The organism is Vibrio sp. THAF64 (assembly GCF_009363455.1).
GTDB lineage: Bacteria > Pseudomonadota > Gammaproteobacteria > Enterobacterales > Vibrionaceae > Vibrio > Vibrio coralliilyticus.
This window is the reverse complement of the sequence record NZ_CP045355.1, coordinates 2,613,112-2,629,182: the sequence shown is the minus strand read 5'-3', so window position 1 is coordinate 2,629,182 and position 16,071 is coordinate 2,613,112. Positions and strand designations below refer to the sequence as shown.

Annotated in this window: 11 protein-coding genes and 21 tRNA genes; 6 read left to right on the top strand and 26 right to left on the bottom strand. The window is 46.0% G+C overall.

Going from position 1 to position 16,071, the window contains the following annotated elements; translation table 11 throughout:
• Positions 1 to 72: 72 nt before the first annotated feature.
• The 4 genes from flgK (at position 73) to FIU99_RS12200 (ending at position 6,304) form a co-directional block, all read left to right on the top strand.
• Positions 73 to 1,947, top strand: a complete 1,875-nt coding sequence (flgK, locus tag FIU99_RS12215) for a flagellar hook-associated protein FlgK (RefSeq protein WP_006957426.1) — start codon at positions 73 to 75, stop codon at positions 1,945 to 1,947.
• 12 nt (positions 1,948 to 1,959) lie between these two features.
• Positions 1,960 to 3,153: a flagellar hook-associated protein FlgL gene (gene flgL / locus FIU99_RS12210; protein ID WP_006957427.1), complete on the top strand. Its 1,194-nt coding sequence runs from the start codon at positions 1,960 to 1,962 to the stop codon at positions 3,151 to 3,153.
• A 374-nt stretch (positions 3,154 to 3,527) separates the two neighbouring features.
• The gene (locus FIU99_RS12205) at positions 3,528 to 4,667 is read left to right on the top strand and encodes a flagellin (RefSeq protein ID WP_006957428.1); all 1,140 of its coding nucleotides are present in this window, start codon (positions 3,528 to 3,530) and stop codon (positions 4,665 to 4,667) included.
• A gap of 503 nt (positions 4,668 to 5,170) precedes the next feature.
• The gene (locus FIU99_RS12200) at positions 5,171 to 6,304 is read left to right on the top strand and encodes a flagellin (RefSeq protein WP_006957429.1); all 1,134 of its coding nucleotides are present in this window, start codon (positions 5,171 to 5,173) and stop codon (positions 6,302 to 6,304) included.
• A 147-nt stretch (positions 6,305 to 6,451) separates the two neighbouring features.
• Here the strand turns inward: FIU99_RS12200 and FIU99_RS12195 are convergent.
• The 26 genes from FIU99_RS12195 to lolB form a co-directional block, all read right to left on the bottom strand.
• Positions 6,452 to 6,536, bottom strand: a tRNA-Leu gene (locus tag FIU99_RS12195).
• A 46-nt stretch (positions 6,537 to 6,582) separates the two neighbouring features.
• Positions 6,583 to 6,659 (bottom strand) — tRNA-Met (locus tag FIU99_RS12190).
• Positions 6,660 to 6,672: 13 nt separating this feature from the next.
• A tRNA-Leu gene (locus FIU99_RS12185) sits at positions 6,673 to 6,757 on the bottom strand.
• Between the two features lie 52 nt (positions 6,758 to 6,809).
• Positions 6,810 to 6,884: transfer RNA gene (locus FIU99_RS12180), tRNA-Gln, on the bottom strand.
• A gap of 30 nt (positions 6,885 to 6,914) precedes the next feature.
• A tRNA-Leu gene (locus tag FIU99_RS12175) sits at positions 6,915 to 6,999 on the bottom strand.
• 53 nt (positions 7,000 to 7,052) lie between these two features.
• Positions 7,053 to 7,127: transfer RNA gene (locus FIU99_RS12170), tRNA-Gln, on the bottom strand.
• 31 nt (positions 7,128 to 7,158) lie between these two features.
• A tRNA-Leu gene (locus tag FIU99_RS12165) sits at positions 7,159 to 7,243 on the bottom strand.
• Positions 7,244 to 7,272: 29 nt separating this feature from the next.
• Positions 7,273 to 7,357 (bottom strand) — tRNA-Leu (locus FIU99_RS12160).
• Positions 7,358 to 7,404: 47 nt separating this feature from the next.
• Positions 7,405 to 7,481 (bottom strand) — tRNA-Met (locus FIU99_RS12155).
• 13 nt (positions 7,482 to 7,494) lie between these two features.
• A tRNA-Leu gene (locus FIU99_RS12150) sits at positions 7,495 to 7,579 on the bottom strand.
• 52 nt (positions 7,580 to 7,631) lie between these two features.
• Positions 7,632 to 7,706 (bottom strand) — tRNA-Gln (locus FIU99_RS12145).
• 30 nt (positions 7,707 to 7,736) lie between these two features.
• Positions 7,737 to 7,821: transfer RNA gene (locus tag FIU99_RS12140), tRNA-Leu, on the bottom strand.
• A 52-nt stretch (positions 7,822 to 7,873) separates the two neighbouring features.
• Positions 7,874 to 7,948: transfer RNA gene (locus tag FIU99_RS12135), tRNA-Gln, on the bottom strand.
• 30 nt (positions 7,949 to 7,978) lie between these two features.
• Positions 7,979 to 8,063: transfer RNA gene (locus FIU99_RS12130), tRNA-Leu, on the bottom strand.
• Between the two features lie 62 nt (positions 8,064 to 8,125).
• A tRNA-Gln gene (locus FIU99_RS12125) sits at positions 8,126 to 8,200 on the bottom strand.
• A 31-nt stretch (positions 8,201 to 8,231) separates the two neighbouring features.
• Positions 8,232 to 8,316: transfer RNA gene (locus FIU99_RS12120), tRNA-Leu, on the bottom strand.
• A gap of 29 nt (positions 8,317 to 8,345) precedes the next feature.
• A tRNA-Leu gene (locus FIU99_RS12115) sits at positions 8,346 to 8,430 on the bottom strand.
• A gap of 47 nt (positions 8,431 to 8,477) precedes the next feature.
• Positions 8,478 to 8,554: transfer RNA gene (locus FIU99_RS12110), tRNA-Met, on the bottom strand.
• A gap of 79 nt (positions 8,555 to 8,633) precedes the next feature.
• Positions 8,634 to 8,708 (bottom strand) — tRNA-Gln (locus FIU99_RS12105).
• A gap of 31 nt (positions 8,709 to 8,739) precedes the next feature.
• A tRNA-Leu gene (locus FIU99_RS12100) sits at positions 8,740 to 8,824 on the bottom strand.
• A 37-nt stretch (positions 8,825 to 8,861) separates the two neighbouring features.
• Positions 8,862 to 8,938: transfer RNA gene (locus FIU99_RS12095), tRNA-Met, on the bottom strand.
• Positions 8,939 to 9,206: 268 nt separating this feature from the next.
• The gene (ychF, locus tag FIU99_RS12090; protein ID WP_006963107.1) at positions 9,207 to 10,298 is read right to left on the bottom strand and encodes a redox-regulated ATPase YchF; all 1,092 of its coding nucleotides are present in this window, start codon (positions 10,296 to 10,298) and stop codon (positions 9,207 to 9,209) included.
• 10 nt (positions 10,299 to 10,308) lie between these two features.
• The gene (gene pth, locus FIU99_RS12085) at positions 10,309 to 10,899 is read right to left on the bottom strand and encodes an aminoacyl-tRNA hydrolase (protein WP_008075196.1); all 591 of its coding nucleotides are present in this window, start codon (positions 10,897 to 10,899) and stop codon (positions 10,309 to 10,311) included.
• Between the two features lie 149 nt (positions 10,900 to 11,048).
• A complete protein-coding gene (locus FIU99_RS12080) occupies positions 11,049 to 11,993 on the bottom strand; it encodes a ribose-phosphate pyrophosphokinase (protein ID WP_006963105.1) in 945 nt (314 codons plus the stop codon).
• Positions 11,994 to 12,022: 29 nt separating this feature from the next.
• Positions 12,023 to 12,895: a 4-(cytidine 5'-diphospho)-2-C-methyl-D-erythritol kinase gene (gene ispE / locus FIU99_RS12075; RefSeq protein WP_006963104.1), complete on the bottom strand. Its 873-nt coding sequence runs from the start codon at positions 12,893 to 12,895 to the stop codon at positions 12,023 to 12,025.
• The gene (gene lolB, locus FIU99_RS12070; RefSeq protein WP_006963103.1) at positions 12,892 to 13,509 is read right to left on the bottom strand and encodes a lipoprotein insertase outer membrane protein LolB; all 618 of its coding nucleotides are present in this window, start codon (positions 13,507 to 13,509) and stop codon (positions 12,892 to 12,894) included. Before lolB ends, ispE begins: the two co-directional genes overlap by 4 nt.
• Positions 13,510 to 13,671: 162 nt before the next feature.
• On the opposite strand from lolB, the gene hemA reads away from it, so the two are divergent.
• A complete protein-coding gene (gene hemA / locus FIU99_RS12065; protein WP_006963102.1) occupies positions 13,672 to 14,928 on the top strand; it encodes a glutamyl-tRNA reductase in 1,257 nt (418 codons plus the stop codon).
• Positions 14,929 to 14,980: 52 nt separating this feature from the next.
• Complete coding sequence (gene prfA, locus FIU99_RS12060; RefSeq protein ID WP_006963101.1) at positions 14,981 to 16,069, top strand: peptide chain release factor 1; 1,089 nt, start codon at positions 14,981 to 14,983, stop codon at positions 16,067 to 16,069.
• Positions 16,070 to 16,071: the final 2 nt, after the last annotated feature.

Here is a 16,071-nt window from a genome sequence, read left to right as displayed (position 1 = left end):
TGGCACATATATTGCTATCAGTTAACTAAGTTATTCAGTTCTACTGATTTTATTGGGTTTCCTGGGGGCTATATGGCGTCTGATCTTCTGAATCTTGGTTCGCAAAGCGTACTGACGGCTCAGAGACAACTTAACACCACGGGTCATAACATCTCTAATGTAAATACAGAGGGTTATAGCCGTCAGTCGGTGATCCAAGGTGCGAATATGCCACGCCAATACGGCGGGGAAACCTATGGCATGGGCGTGCATGTGGAAAAAGTTCGCCGCTCTTGGGATCAGTTTGCCGTCAATGAGATGAACATCTCAACGACTAACTACGCTCACAAGGTCGATGATGAGGCTAACTTGGAAATGCTATCCAACATGTTGTCATCCGTCGCGTCGAAAAAAATTCCTGAAAATCTCAATGAATGGTTTGATGCGGTCAAGTCACTAGCGGATAGCCCTAATGATGTTGGCGCACGAAAAGTAGTGCTGGAAAAAGCAGATCTGATTACGCAGAACCTCAATGACTTCCACGAAACTATACGCAGACAGTCTGATGTCACGAACAAAAAACTCGATCTCGGCATTGAGCGAGTAAACCAGCTTGCCCTTGAAATCAGGGACCTGCATCGCTTAATGATGCGTACACCTGGCCCGCATAATGATTTAATGGATCAGCATGAAAAGCTGATAGCGGAGCTGTCTGAGTACACAAAGGTAACGGTAACGCCGCGCAAAAACGCTGAAGGTTTTAACGTTCATATTGGTAACGGACACACCCTAGTCTCGGGTACTGAGGCTAGCCAGCTAAAAATGATTGATGGCTACCCTGATGTTCATCAGCGTCGTTTGGCGATGATCGAAGGTAAAGGCATCAAAGCCATCACTACCAAAGATATCGACGGTAAGCTTGGTGCGATGCTGACGATGCGTGACGAGAAAATTCCGTACCTGATGGACGAATTAGGTAAGATGGCGACCGCGTTTTCTTATGATGTGAATGCACTTCAATCTCAAGGTCTGGATCTTAGGGGTAATATCGGTGGGTTAGTTTTTACTGATGTGAACTCTGAAGTAGTGGCCAAGTCCCGTGTGGTGACATCATCTAATTCAACTGCCGATCTGGAAGTGTACATTGAAGATACGAATAAATTGGTAGGTGGTCAGTACTCGCTTCAGTTTAACGGTGGTGATTACTATATAACTCGCCCTAATGGAGATATGTCGATTGTTCCTGTAGTTGGAAACTCAATATCACTTGACGGCATTCGTATTGATATCAACAACGGCCTGCAAGCGGGTGAACGAGTGTTGATCAGACCGACACGAAACGGTGCGGCGCAGATGAAGATGGCAACTAATGACCCATCTGCTATTGCCGCTCAGAGTTACGAAGCTTCAACGACGTTTGCCCAAGGTAGCGCGACTTTCTCTATTGATACTGCGGGCGATTTACGCGAATTCGAAGTGATCATCTCGCCGGACGGGAAGCAGTTTGCCGTCACAGACACCAAAGGCAAGATTCTACTTCAGCCTCAGGCTTACCCGCCAACAGGACCAGTGACTGTACAGGGCACCACGTTTGAGTTGTCTGCAGGGGCGATTGCTAATGACAAGTTCACCGCAAACCTTGTCCCATCCGAAGGTGATAACGGCAACTTACTTAAAATGCAGAATATCCAGACCAACAAACACCTCAATGATGGTGAATCAACGGTATTGGATATCTACCACAACCTGAATACTGACGTAGGCCTGCAAATGTCCACGGCGTCTCGCTTAACCGACGTATCACGTCTGGAGAAAGAAGCCGCGCAAGAAAGGGTCGCTTCTATCTCCGGGGTGAACCTCGATGAAGAAGCTGCCAACATGATGAAGTTTCAACAGGCTTACATGGCATCATCGCGCATTATGCAAGCGGCGAACGATACCTTTAACACCATATTGGCGTTGAGATAGGGGGGCAGATAAATGATGAATCGTATTTCCAGCTTCCATAACTATCAATCGGTACAGAATGATTTACGCCGCCAGGAAGCCAAAGTTCACCACAACCAAGCTCAGCTAGCTTCGGGTAAGAAGTTAATGCGAGCCAGTGATGATCCGCTAGCGACGCATTACATCCAAAACATCGGTCAACAGAAAGAGCAGTTACGCCAGTTTACCGATGCGATTGTACTTAGTCGCAACCGTCTAGAGCACCATGAAGTAATTATTTCCAATGCGGAACAGTATGCTGATGAAGCTAAGCGTACTGTCATGGAGATGATTAATGGTTCTTTATCACCTGAAGATCGAATCGCGAAGCGTCGTGAGTTGTTGGAAATTTCGAATAATTTCCTCAACCTCTCTAATGTGCAAGATGAATCAGGCAACTATATCTTTGCTGGAACTAAGCCGAAAAACCAGCCGTTTTTCCGTGATAAAGATGGTGATGTGGTTTACGCCGGTGATGATTACCAACGTAAGATGAAGATCTCTAACAGCTTGGAAATGCCAATCAACGATCCGGGCAGCAAACTGTTTATGGAAATCGACAATCCTTATGGAGACTTTGAGCCTCAATATGATCTCAAAGGTGTCTCAGAGTTGCTGCTTGAGCGAGCGATAAATACCAATCCAGATGACCAATCGACGTACAAAGTCACGTTTGTTGACATGCCTGATGGAAATTATGGCTATCAGCTTGAGCGTGATGGGGCGGTAGTTAAAGCAGATAACTTTGACCCTGCAATTGGGATTAAGTTTGAAGATGTCACGATTCAGGTCAAGGGCCAAATAACCAAAGGTGATGCGATTACCTTAGAGCCGCGAAAAACGTACAGCATCTTTGATACGTTTAAGCAAGCGATGAAATTAGCAGAAGGCTCAGTATCAGATACGTCAAATACTGCGGAGCTTCATCAGATTACTCAAGAGTTCCATGCGGCATTTATTCATCTGAACAAGGCAAGGACTGATGTCGGCGCTCGCCTGAATACGCTGGATATTCAAGAAGAACAACACGATGACTTTAAAATGACCTTGGCAAAATCCAAGAGTAACTTTGAAGACCTCGACTATGCCGATGCCATTATTGAGTTCAATGAAAACTCACGGGCGCTTCAAGCTTCTCAACAAGCATTCGGTAAAACCAAAGATTTAACATTATTTAATTACATCTAACTTCAATGCCATACGTGCTAAGCCGTATGTGCGAAGTCAGGTATTGCCCTTTGGTCAGAAACATCGCCTGTATGGCAATGGCAACTAAGTGGCAAATAGGCGGCAAGGTCATTGCCGCTACTGTGTGGCGATAAAATGAACATCTATACGATAAAGTATGGTTGTCATTAAGGGATTGAAAATAAAGAATAAAATTATTTTATTATTCGTTTTCTAAAGTTGGCACACTACTTGTATTGATAAAACCAAGAGTTTAACGAACAGGTTTTAAGCAGGCGTTTCCTGCTTAGCAAGTCATTTACGGTCAGTGCTTCCAACTGAGATTAAGCTGGCCGCTTCGCAAAGCACTTGCGAACTCATTAGGAGAGCAAACTATGACCATTACTGTAAATACTAACGTATCGGCAATGACTGCTCAGCGTTATCTGAATAAGGCCACAGGTGATTTAAACACCTCGATGGAAAGATTGTCTTCAGGTCAGAAAATCAACAGTGCAAAAGACGATGCTGCGGGTCTTCAGATCTCTAACCGCTTGACAGCACAGTCTCGTGGTCTGGATGTTGCCATGCGAAATGCTAATGATGGTATTTCCATTGCCCAGACAGCGGAAGGTGCGATGAACGAGTCGACATCTATCCTACAGCGTATACGTGACTTGTCATTGCAATCAGCGAACGGAACAAACTCTGCGTCTGAGCGTCAGGCTCTTAACGAAGAAGTCGAAGCACTGCAAGATGAGCTAAACCGTATTGCGGAAACAACATCTTTTGGTGGCCGAAAACTGCTTAACGGCTCATTTGGTGAGGCATCGTTTCAGATAGGTGCGAGTTCAGGTGAAGCAATTATCATGGGCCTAACCAGTATTCGTGCGGATGATTTCCGTATGGGTGGACAGTCATTTATTGCTGAACAACCTAAGAATAAAGATTGGGGCGTTCCTCCTACTGCGAAAGATCTCAAGTTTGAGTTCACGACTAAAGATGGTGAAGCAATCACGTTAGACATCATTGCAAAAGATGGTGATGACATCGAGGAGTTGGCGACGTACATCAATGGTCAGACTGATAAATTGAAAGCGTCTGTGGATGAAGAAGGTAAGCTGCAGATCTTTGCCGCAGAGCCGAACTTGGAAGGTAACCTAAATATTTCCGGCGGTCTTGCTTCAGAACTGGGTTTAAATGGTGGGCCAGGCCTGAACACAACTGTTCAGAATATTGATGTAAATACTGTTGGTGGCGCGCAGAATGCGGTTGGCATTGTGGATGCAGCTCTGCGATACGTTGATTCCCAACGTGCAGACTTAGGTGCGAAGCAAAACCGACTAAGCCACAGTATCAATAACTTGGCCAACATCCAAGAAAACGTAGAGGCATCAAACAGTCGAATCCGCGATACAGATTTTGCGAAAGAAACGACCGCGATGACCAAAGCACAAATCCTGCAACAGGCTGGTACTTCGATTCTAGCCCAAGCAAAACAGTTGCCAAATTCTGCAATGTCATTATTGCAGTAGCAGTAGATATCTTCACTAGCATTAACCTAGACGTGGGGCTAGCGAAGATGTTTCGGCAAGCATAGGTGATAAGGTAATTAGAGTTCTCTCTCACACCTGCTCTAATTAACCAAGTGACTTATGCACACGGCAGCCAGGCTGTGATCATTTCTCTCGATCTCCACAATGGCTACCACACTAGCCCCGGTTCTCTCAAAGGAAAAGGGGCTTTTCTTTTGCCTGTCACACAGGCTAGCCTACCTCTGCTATTCTTAAACAAACACCCTTTTACCCTCTCACTCCCCCGGCTGTTTTAGCAAAAACTTTAGCAATAGATTTCATATCTGCTGATTTGATCAACATATTTACTCTTCTCCCTAGTTTTCGTAGGAATTTTTAAAATTGCTCTAAAGATAATCATTTTATCGTCGCTAATAAGGTTACTTTGAGAGAACTTGGTTTACCGAGACGTCGGAAACCTTTCGAAACTTCCGATCTACGGAAAATCAATAGGAGTAACCACTATGGCGGTTAATGTAAACACGAATGTTGCGGCAATGACTGCGCAGCGCTACCTAAATAGCGCATCTAATGCACAGCAATCCTCAATGGAACGTTTATCTTCTGGTTTTAAAATCAATAGTGCTAAAGATGATGCAGCAGGCTTGCAGATCTCTAACCGTTTGAATGTACAAAGCCGAGGTCTAGACGTTGCTGTACGTAACGCGAATGATGGTATTTCCATGGCGCAGACAGCTGAAGGTGCTATGAATGAAACGACTAACATTCTGCAACGTATGCGTGATCTGTCACTACAATCTGCAAACGGCTCGAACTCTAAGTCTGAACGTGTTGCGATTCAGGAAGAGATCACTGCACTGAACGACGAGCTGAACCGTATTGCTGAAACCACATCATTCGGTGGTAACAAGCTACTGAACGGTACATTCTCAACTAAGTCATTCCAGATTGGTGCTGACAATGGTGAAGCAGTTATGCTGACACTGAACAACATGCGTAGTGACAACAGCATGATGGGTGGTAATAGCTATTCTGCGGCCAATGCCAAAGACAAAGACTGGGCTGTGCAAGCAGGTTCCAATGACTTGACTATTGCACTGACAGATGTATTTGGTGAGCAACAAAACATCACTATAAATGCGAAAGAAGGTGATGATATTGAAGAGCTGGCTACGTACATCAATGGTCAGACTGATATGGTCAAAGCATCTGTTGGAGATGACGGTAACTTACAAGTCTTTACTGATAATAACCGTGTCACCGGTGATGTGACATTCGGTGGGGCACTGGCTGGTGAATTGAGCATGGGCCCAGCCCAAGCGGTAACGGTTGATACTATCGATGTCACTACGGTTGCAGGCTCTCAAGAAGCGGTTGCGATTGTCGATTCAGCGTTGAAATTTGTGGATAGCCACCGTGCAGAACTTGGTGCTTTCCAGAATCGATTCAGCCATGCGATTAACAACTTAGATAACATTAACGAAAACGTAAATGCGTCTAAGAGCCGAATCAAAGATACTGATTTCGCCAAAGAAACTACAGCACTAACAAAAGCTCAGATCTTGTCTCAAGCATCTAGCTCCGTTCTTGCTCAAGCAAAGCAGGCGCCCAACTCAGCGTTGGGGCTTCTAGGCTAAGAAAGTAATTTCGTAGCATATTAGAAAGTCATGACTTTAAGTAAAATCCAGCTTCGGCTGGATTTTTTATATCTGGGGAAAGAATGAGTAAAACGCTTTATTCAGATAAAAGAAAACCCAGCATAAAGCTGGGTTTTACAATAGATATGGTGCGGAAGGAGAGACTTGAACTCTCACACCTTGCGGCGCCAGAACCTAAATCTGGTGCGTCTACCAATTCCGCCACTTCCGCGTTTTAACCTGCAGGATTGTTAGTCGGAACTAGCAATCTAAAATAATGGTGGCTACGACGGGATTCGAACCTGTGACCCCATCATTATGAGTGATGTGCTCTAACCAGCTGAGCTACGTAGCCAAGTGATTAAGTATGGTGCGGAAGGAGAGACTTGAACTCTCACACCTTGCGGCGCCAGAACCTAAATCTGGTGCGTCTACCAATTCCGCCACTTCCGCAACTTAATCGTAGTTATCAAGACAATTGGTAAAGTCTCAATAACATTGAATATGGCAGGTCTACCTGGATTCGAACCAGGGAATGGCGGCATCAAAAGCCGCTGCCTTACCGCTTGGCGATAGACCTACGGGGTGATAGCAAAAGCTATCTATATAATGGTGCGGAAGGAGAGACTTGAACTCTCACACCTTGCGGCGCCAGAACCTAAATCTGGTGCGTCTACCAATTCCGCCACTTCCGCAACTTAATTTGTAGTTACTAAGACAATTGGTAAAGCCTCAATAACGTTGAATATGGCAGGTCTACCTGGATTCGAACCAGGGAATGGCGGCATCAAAAGCCGCTGCCTTACCGCTTGGCGATAGACCTGCAGGGCATAGTCAAAAGACTATTCAATTTATGGTGCGGAAGGAGAGACTTGAACTCTCACACCTTGCGGCGCCAGAACCTAAATCTGGTGCGTCTACCAATTCCGCCACTTCCGCATAAATTGTTTACGTAGATTATATCAAGATGGTGCGGAAGGAGAGACTTGAACTCTCACACCTTGCGGCGCCAGAACCTAAATCTGGTGCGTCTACCAATTCCGCCACTTCCGCGTCTTGAATCTACAGGACTGTTAGCCTTAGCTAGCAATCTAAATTAATGGTGGCTACGACGGGATTCGAACCTGTGACCCCATCATTATGAGTGATGTGCTCTAACCAGCTGAGCTACGTAGCCAAGTGATTAAGTATGGTGCGGAAGGAGAGACTTGAACTCTCACACCTTGCGGCGCCAGAACCTAAATCTGGTGCGTCTACCAATTCCGCCACTTCCGCAACTTAATCGTAGTTATCAAGACAATTGGTAAAATCTCAATAACGTTGAATATGGCAGGTCTACCTGGATTCGAACCAGGGAATGGCGGCATCAAAAGCCGCTGCCTTACCGCTTGGCGATAGACCTACGGGGTGATAGCAAAAGCTATCTAGATAATGGTGCGGAAGGAGAGACTTGAACTCTCACACCTTGCGGCGCCAGAACCTAAATCTGGTGCGTCTACCAATTCCGCCACTTCCGCAACTTAATCGTAGTTATCAAGACAATTGGTAAAGTCTCAATAACATTGAATATGGCAGGTCTACCTGGATTCGAACCAGGGAATGGCGGCATCAAAAGCCGCTGCCTTACCGCTTGGCGATAGACCTACGGGGTGATAGCAAAAGCTATCTATATAATGGTGCGGAAGGAGAGACTTGAACTCTCACACCTTGCGGCGCCAGAACCTAAATCTGGTGCGTCTACCAATTCCGCCACTTCCGCAACTTCCGCAACTTAATTTGTAGTTACTAAGACAATTGGTAAAGCCTCAATAACGTTGAATATGGCAGGTCTACCTGGATTCGAACCAGGGAATGGCGGCATCAAAAGCCGCTGCCTTACCGCTTGGCGATAGACCTGCAGGGCATAGTCAAAAGACTATTCAATTTATGGTGCGGAAGGAGAGACTTGAACTCTCACACCTTGCGGCGCCAGAACCTAAATCTGGTGCGTCTACCAATTCCGCCACTTCCGCATAAATTGTTTACGTAGATTATATCAAGATGGTGCGGAAGGAGAGACTTGAACTCTCACACCTTGCGGCGCCAGAACCTAAATCTGGTGCGTCTACCAATTCCGCCACTTCCGCGTCTTGAATCTACAGGACTGTTAGCCTTAGCTAGCAATCTAAATTAATGGTGGCTACGACGGGATTCGAACCTGTGACCCCATCATTATGAGTGATGTGCTCTAACCAGCTGAGCTACGTAGCCACTCGTGAGCGAGACAATATAAACCTTCACGCTCTTAGTGACAAGCCCTTTTTCCAAAAGGCCTAACACTTTAAATAAATGGCAGGTCTACCTGGATTCGAACCAGGGAATGGCGGCATCAAAAGCCGCTGCCTTACCGCTTGGCGATAGACCTGCAGGGCATAGTCAAAAGACTATTCAATTTATGGTGCGGAAGGAGAGACTTGAACTCTCACACCTTGCGGCGCCAGAACCTAAATCTGGTGCGTCTACCAATTCCGCCACTTCCGCATCTATTCCTAAATACTTTCGTAAAAGTCTTTAGGAATGGTGGCTACGACGGGATTCGAACCTGTGACCCCATCATTATGAGTGATGTGCTCTAACCAGCTGAGCTACGTAGCCATACCATTTTTTGTTCTTTCAGATAATTGACCTTATCGTTGGGAACGGCGCGCATTATGCGAAGTTGCAGCAAAGCCGTCAATAGTTTTTTTGAATAAATCGGGATAAATCAACTGTTCGGTTTCTTTTTAAACAAAGAGGCGTGTTAATCATCGAAAAGTGACAACAAAATGTTATCCATTAGCCAACTTAATTTAATTGCCAAAGTTCCAGAAACAACAAAGCCAGCACGAATGCTGGCTTTGAAAGTCAATGACTTGCGAAGAAATTATACGTTAAAGCGGAAGTGAACAACATCACCATCTTTCACGATGTATTCTTTACCTTCTAAACGCCATTTACCTGCATCTTTTGCACCACTTTCACCGTTGAATTCGATGAAATCATCGTAACCAACGACTTCAGCTCGGATGAAGCCTTTTTCAAAGTCAGTGTGGATCTTACCTGCTGCTTGTGGCGCTGTTGCTCCAACTGGAATTGTCCATGCTCGAACTTCTTTAACACCTGCAGTGAAGTAAGTGTGTAGTGTCAGCAGCTCGTAACCCGAGCGGATTACACGGTTCAGGCCTGGTTCTTCGATCCCCATATCTGCTAGGAACTCTTCACGATCTTCATCATCCAGTTCAGATAGTTCAGATTCAATGGCCGCACAAACTGGGACAACAACGTTGTTTTCTTTTGCTGCAAACTCACGTACTGCGTCTAGGTATGGGTTATTTTCAAATCCATCTTCGTTGACGTTGGCAATGTACATTGTTGGCTTGAGGGTTAAGAAGTTCAGGTAACCAATCGCTGCCAGCTCTTCTTTTGCCAGCTCAACAGTGCGAGCCATGCCACCTTCAGTCAGAACAGGAAGCAGTTTTTCCAGAACAGTTAGCTCAAACTTAGCGTCTTTGTCGCCACCTTTTGCTTTCTTGTTGTTACGTTGAATTGCACGTTCACAAGAATCTAGATCCGCCATCGCAAGCTCAAGGTTGATAACCTCAATGTCTTCAATAGGAGACACTTTACCAGCTACGTGAACGATGTTTTCGTTCTCAAAACAGCGCACTACGTGGCCAATCGCATCAGTTTCGCGGATGTTCGCTAGGAATTTGTTACCTAGACCTTCACCTTTAGATGCACCGGCAACCAGACCTGCAATGTCAACGAACTCCATCGTTGTTGGCAGGACTTTCTGTGGGTTAACGATCTTCGCCAGTGCGTCTAAGCGCAGATCGGGTACAGGTACAACGCCAGTATTTGGCTCGATAGTACAGAACGGGAAGTTTGCCGCCTCGATACCTGCTTTAGTTAGTGCGTTAAACAGAGTTGACTTACCTACGTTTGGTAGACCAACGATGCCACATTTAAAACCCATGATATTAACCTTATTCTGCTTTGAACGTGTGTAGACGGTTTTGCGCTTTCGATAAGCCATCCTTTATTAGGATGTCTAGACAGCGAACAGATTCATCAGCCGCTGCATCAAGTAGCTCTTGCTCTTTGGCAGGCGCTTTACCTAGAACAAATCCCGCTACTTTATCTTTGTGTCCCGGATGGCCAATACCAATCCTCAGACGATAGAAATCTTTGCAATTACCAAGCTTACTAATTGTGTCACGTAGACCATTGTGCCCACCATGGCCGCCACCTTTCTTAAATTTGGCGACACCGGGAGGTAAGTCTAGCTCATCGTGTGCGACCATGATCTCTTCTGGTTTAATCTGGTAAAACTTCGCCAATGCGGCAATGGATTTGCCAGAGAGATTCATAAAGGTCGTTGGGATAAGCAAGCGGAGATCTTGACCGTTCATCATAATGCGTCCAGTCAGGCCAAAAAACTTCGCTTCGTTTTTCAGTGTGATGTTATGAACGCGTGCCAGTTCTTCTACTACCCAAGCCCCAGCGTTATGACGGGTTCTGGCATATTCAGGCCCAGGATTGGCAAGGCCGACAAGAAGTTTGATCTGTTGACTCAAGGTTAGAATCTCTCTTGGAATCTCAAAAAGCGCAGTATGATAGCACAGAATTCTTACCTCGGGCGAGGTGTGGATTGACTGCCAGTTTGTTGCCATAAAAAAACACCCCAAAGTGGGGTGTTTTTAAGTCATTCTTATCTAATCTAAGATTAGTTGAACATTGCTGAGATAGACTCTTCGTTGCTAATACGACGAATTGCTTCAGCCAGCATACGAGATAAGCTTAGCGTAGTCACTTTACCCGTTGCCTGCATTTCTTTTGACTGAGTAATGGAGTCGGTCACGATGACTTGGTCCAGTACTGAGTTCTTGATGTTATGCGCAGCGTTACCAGAGAATACAGCGTGAGTTGCGTAAGCAAAGACTCGCTTAGCACCGCGCTCTTTAAGCGCTTCAGCTGCTTTACATAGCGTACCGCCAGTATCGATCATGTCATCTACGATCACACAGTCACGGCCTTCTACATCACCAATCAAGTTCATCACTTCGGAAACGTTCGCACGTGGGCGACGCTTATCAACGATAGCGATGTCGATGTCACCTAGTGCTTTAGCTGTTGCACGAGCACGTACAACACCGCCAAGATCTGGAGAAACAACAACTGGATTTTCTAGACCACGCGCTTCCATATCATCCAGAAGAACTGGTGTACCGAAGATGTTATCTACAGGAACATCGAAGAAGCCCTGGATTTGCTCTGCGTGTAGGTCAATGGTTAGGACGCGGTCAACGCCAACGTTAGAAAGGAAGTCAGCAACAACTTTTGCTGTGATTGGCACACGCGCTGAACGTACACGACGGTCTTGGCGAGCGTAACCAAAGTAAGGGATAACTGCTGTAATACGGCCCGCTGAAGCGCGGCGCATTGCGTCAATCATCACTACAAGTTCCATTAGGTTGTCGTTAGTTGGTGCGCAGGTAGATTGGATGATGAAAACATCACTACCACGTACGTTTTCGTTGATTTGTACAGCGACTTCGCCATCAGAAAAACGAGAAACAGTAGCATCACCAAGAGAGATGTATAGACGATCAGCAATACGTTGGGCTAGTTCAGGTGTAGCGTTACCAGCAAATAGCTTCATATCAGGCACGGTGGAAACCTCGGGGTTGCGTCCAGTATTTAGATAGATATATTGTGGGCTAAGCGATACTTAGCCAGTGTCTCGTATAAAGGAGAAATATTTTTCCCTTTAGCCACAAAAGCAGAGACATTGTCAGGTAATTGTTCAAGAACCTTGTTGGCCTCATTTTGGCTCGAAAACTCAGCAAAAACGCAGGATCCGGTCCCTGTCAGTCTTGACGGCGCGTATTGTAGCAGCCATGAAAGTTGCTTATCAACCTCTGGGTACAGCATTCGAACAATTTTTTCGCAATCGTTTACGTAATGGCTGTCAAGAAGTGTTGCCAGGTCACGTTTTGGAGTGTTTCGAGTTAAATCAGGGTGCGTAAAAATATCTGCCGTTGCGATGGCTATATCCGGTCTAACGACCAAATACCACTTTTCTTCAGGTTCTGCTTTTGTGAGCTCTTCACCGACACCTTCAGCAAACGCGGCAAAACCTTGTGTGAAGACAGGTACGTCTGCACCAAGCTTCAATCCAATCTCGGCCAGCTGTTGCTCAGTCAGTTTAGTCTGCCAAAGGTGATTCAAGGCGACTAATACTGTGGCAGCGTTTGATGAGCCACCACCAATGCCTCCGCCCATTGGTAACACTTTATCTAACTCGATTTGGGCACCGTATGAACAGCCTGTTTTCGCCTTCAGTGCCATCGCAGCTTGCCAAATCAGGTTATCTTCAACAGCTACGCCCGGCAGATCGGGTGTTAATTGAATTTCACCACTCTGATTGGCGGTAATGGTGAGGGTGTCACCATGATCAACAAACTGGAATAAGGTTTGTAATTCGTGATAGCCGTTGTCGCGGCGACCTGTGATATATAAGAAAAGGTTCAGTTTTGCCGGTGAAGGCCAATGCGTTGTTTCGCTGATCATTGATCAAGATTCCATTTGGATATAACGATGTTGATTGAAATGTCGCCTTGTTTCAGCTTGAGCTTCTGTGGCAATGGTAAAGCGCTGCCCTGATACTGGATATCTTGATAGTTAAGGTAATCAAGTTGCCAGGTTTGCCCATTCACCTGCTTAGTCAATGAAGCCAGAGTATTGGTGTCATTGAGTCGGTATGTATCAGCGTCAATTGGGCTACCTAAGAACCAGTTATTGAGTTGCTCGACAGGTAGGGTGAGCCCTGTTAGGCGATAAATTAGCGATTGGGCATCGTGTGAAGTGTAGGTTTCGTCTTCATACGTTTCTACCGAAGCACCACTCGGTGTAATTTTCAGGTTCAGTGCCGTTTGACCAATAAAAGTGGTGAGCCTAAGCTGGCTGAAATCGGGGCTGTGTTTCCACTGAAAATTGAGTGACTGGCGCTGCTGTGGTGAAATGTAGCCCAGTTTTCCGTTAGCTTGGTATTGGCTGATACTGTTCAGGCGTTGTTGGTGTGTTTGCCACTCGACATTGGTGGTGCTGGTGTCAAGAGTTGCACATCCCGCAAGAATTAAACTACTGAACAGAAAGATAAAGAAGGGACGAAAATAGGTCGTCATTGTTGGTTATTTATCCATTTGAGTCCTTGTCTTGCGCTACACTATATCATTGAAATCACGAAGTCATGAAAACATATCCCGAATACCCTTTAATTAAATCGGGCCATCAAGTAAAATTCCGTCCTTATTTGTTCATTCGCTGAAAACGAGAACCCTGATTACATGTCTTTGCTTGCTATAGGTATTAACCACAATACGGCTTCGGTAGAGTTGCGAGAGAAAGTCGCATTCGGACCGGAGAAGTTACCTCAAGCACTTAAGCAACTGGGCGATAACCCGCATGTTAATGGCAGTGTGATCATTTCAACCTGCAACCGCACTGAAATCTACTGTGACGTCAAATCTTCTGGTAAAAGCAAAGTAGTGGATTGGCTCGCTCAGTTTCACCAGGTGAGCCCTGAAGACCTGAAACCCAGTTTGTATGTACACGAAGAGCAGGCGGCGATTCGTCACCTGATGCGTGTATCCTGCGGTTTGGATTCTCTGGTGCTTGGTGAACCTCAGATTCTAGGGCAGGTTAAGCAGGCTTATTCAGACTCTCGTGAACACAAGTCGGTTGATACCGCGATGGAAAAGCTATTTCAGAAGACTTTTTCTGTCGCAAAACGTGTCCGTACCGAAACGGATATTGGTGGCAACGCCGTTTCTGTTGCTTACGCGGCCTGTACATTGGCCAAGCACATTTTTGAGTCACTTGAAGATTCTACGGTGCTTTTGGTTGGTGCTGGTGAGACGATTGAGCTAGTGGCGAAACACCTTGCAAGCAATGGTTGTAGCAAAATGATTGTTGCCAACCGCACCAGAGAGCGTGCATTGCCACTTGCTGAGCAGTTTGGTGCCCAAATCATTGGCTTGCCAGAAATACCTGATCATCTTCCTCGTGCTGATATTGTGATAAGCTCCACGGCCAGCCCGCTGCCAATCATTGGTAAAGGGATGGTGGAAAGTGCGCTGAAAGCCCGCCGTCATCAACCCATTTTGTTGGTGGATATTGCGGTGCCTCGTGATATTGAATCGCAAGTGGCTGAGCTTGATGATGCGTATCTCTACTCTGTAGATGATCTGCAATCGATTGTCGAAAGCAATATGGAGCAGCGAAAAGTTGAAGCCATACAAGCGGAAGCGATCGTCAGTGAAGAGAGTGCCACGTTCATGTCATGGCTGCGCTCTCTTCAAGCCGTCGACAGTATTCGAGATTATCGAAAATCGGCCAATGACATCAGAGAAGATCTACTGAATAAAAGTTTGCAGTCTTTGGCAGCGGGGACTGATCCGGAAAAAGTATTGCTGGAGCTGAGTAATAAGCTCACTAACAAGCTGATTCATGCGCCGACCCGAGCATTGCAAAGTGCTGCAGAACAAGGTGAGCCGGCTAAGCTCGCCACATTAAGACAAAGTTTGGGTCTGGAAGACTCCTAATTTCATTGGACGTGAAAACGGCCAATCTATCGAACCCTGAGTTAAGAAAACTATGAAAGCCTCGATTCTAACTAAGCTAGAAACACTGGTTGAACGATACGAAGAAGTTCAACACCTGCTTGGCGATCCTGACGTGATCGGCGACCAAGATAAATTCCGCGCCTTGTCAAAAGAGTACTCTCAGCTAGAGGAAGTGACAAAGTGTTTCCAAGCTTATCAGCAAGCACAGGAAGACCTAGTCGCGGCTGAAGAAATGGCTAAGGAAGACGACGCTGAAATGCGTGAGATGGCTCAGGAAGAGATCAAAGAAGCACAGGAAACTATCGAGCGTCTTAACGACGAGCTACAGATTCTGCTACTACCAAAAGATCCTAACGATGATCGCAACTGTTTCCTAGAAATCCGCGCGGGTGCGGGTGGTGATGAAGCCGGTATTTTTGCAGGCGATTTATTCCGTATGTATAGCAAGTTTGCTGAGAAGAAAGGTTGGCGTGTTGAAGTCATGTCTTCTAATGAAGCAGAACATGGCGGCTACAAAGAAATGATTGCAAAAGTTTCTGGTGATGGTGCTTACGGCGTGTTGAAGTTTGAGTCAGGTGGTCACCGTGTTCAGCGTGTCCCAGCGACTGAATCACAAGGCCGTGTACATACTTCTGCATGTACTGTCGCCATTATGGCGGAGATCCCAGAAGCGGAAATCCCAGAAATCAAAGCAGCAGACCTGAAAATTGATACCTTTCGTGCGTCGGGTGCTGGTGGTCAGCACGTTAACACCACGGATTCTGCAATTCGTATTACTCACTTACCAACAGGTACTGTTGTTGAGTGTCAGGATGAGCGTTCTCAGCACAAAAACAAAGCGAAAGCGATGTCAGTACTGGCGGCACGTATTATCCAGGCCGAAGAAGCTAAACGTGCTGCGGAAGAGTCAGATACTCGTCGTAACCTGTTAGGTTCAGGCGATCGTAGTGACCGTATCCGTACCTATAACTACCCACAAGGCCGTGTTTCCGACCACCGTATCAACCTGACTATCTATCGTCTCAATGAAGTGATGGAAGGGGATTTAGCAAGTCTAGTTGATCCTGTTATCCAAGAGCATCAAGCTGACCAATTAGCGGCGCTGGCTGAGAACAACTAATC

Bases quoted from the DNA above. Each gene is read 5' to 3' on its own strand.
- ychF (WP_006963107.1), bottom strand. From the start codon at position 10,298: ATGGGTTTTAAATGTGGCATCGTTGGTCTACCAAACGTAGGTAAGTCA.
- FIU99_RS12205 (WP_006957428.1), top strand. From the start codon at position 3,528: ATGACCATTACTGTAAATACTAACGTATCGGCAATGACTGCTCAGCGT.
- flgK (WP_006957426.1), top strand. From the start codon at position 73: ATGGCGTCTGATCTTCTGAATCTTGGTTCGCAAAGCGTACTGACGGCT.
- ispE (WP_006963104.1), bottom strand. From the start codon at position 12,895: ATGATCAGCGAAACAACGCATTGGCCTTCACCGGCAAAACTGAACCTT.
- FIU99_RS12200 (WP_006957429.1), top strand. From the start codon at position 5,171: ATGGCGGTTAATGTAAACACGAATGTTGCGGCAATGACTGCGCAGCGC.
- lolB (WP_006963103.1), bottom strand. From the start codon at position 13,509: ATGACGACCTATTTTCGTCCCTTCTTTATCTTTCTGTTCAGTAGTTTA.
- hemA (WP_006963102.1), top strand. From the start codon at position 13,672: ATGTCTTTGCTTGCTATAGGTATTAACCACAATACGGCTTCGGTAGAG.
- prfA (WP_006963101.1), top strand. From the start codon at position 14,981: ATGAAAGCCTCGATTCTAACTAAGCTAGAAACACTGGTTGAACGATAC.
- flgL (WP_006957427.1), top strand. From the start codon at position 1,960: ATGATGAATCGTATTTCCAGCTTCCATAACTATCAATCGGTACAGAAT.